1 protein-coding gene is annotated in these 520 nt (G+C 45.6%); it reads left to right on the top strand.

All coding sequences use genetic code 11. From position 1 onward, the window contains the following. Positions 1–143: 143 nt before the first annotated feature. The coding region (locus tag F0L68_RS44260; protein WP_223199648.1) for a hypothetical protein at positions 144–520 on the top strand (377 nt) is incomplete at its 3' end.

Below are 520 nucleotides of genomic sequence, written 5' to 3'. Positions count from 1 at the left end.
GGGCCTCCGAGAAGCGCAGGCGGTGCCGGTTGGCGGCCAACCGTAGCTGTGCTCACCTCACGTACCAGTTATTGACCAACTACCCACATATCGTTGTTTCCCGACAAGGCCAAACTAGGACGGACTCTCTCATTTCGTGGCAAGTGCCAGACAGAAATAGAGTTGCTCCACGTCGCCATCGTCTTCCAGATCGAGCAGCACAGCTTCTTTATGATAACCAAATAGAAGCCTATGTCTGGAATTTAGAAGAACTTTCTTCGCCACAATGCCTTAACAAAATAATGAACTTGATGGACTATAAATTTGTTGTCCTGTCTGCTTCTAATACAAGAAGGCGAGAGAGAGGTTTCATTATGGGTATGGGTGTCTCGAATGTTTATCGCAGCGAACATTTACACAGTAATTCATGGGAGCGACTGAGTTACTCCATCGAGTTACCACCCGATACTTTAGTGTATGGAGAATTTGTCGAAGAAATCAGAGGCTTAGAAATATATCCTACTGATCGCAAACGAGATTT

The organism is Solihabitans fulvus, assembly GCF_008386585.1.
Classification (GTDB): Bacteria; Actinomycetota; Actinomycetes; order Mycobacteriales; family Pseudonocardiaceae; genus Solihabitans; species Solihabitans fulvus.
The sequence above is the reverse complement of the archived record's forward strand: the minus strand, read 5'-3'. Positions and strand labels throughout refer to the sequence as shown.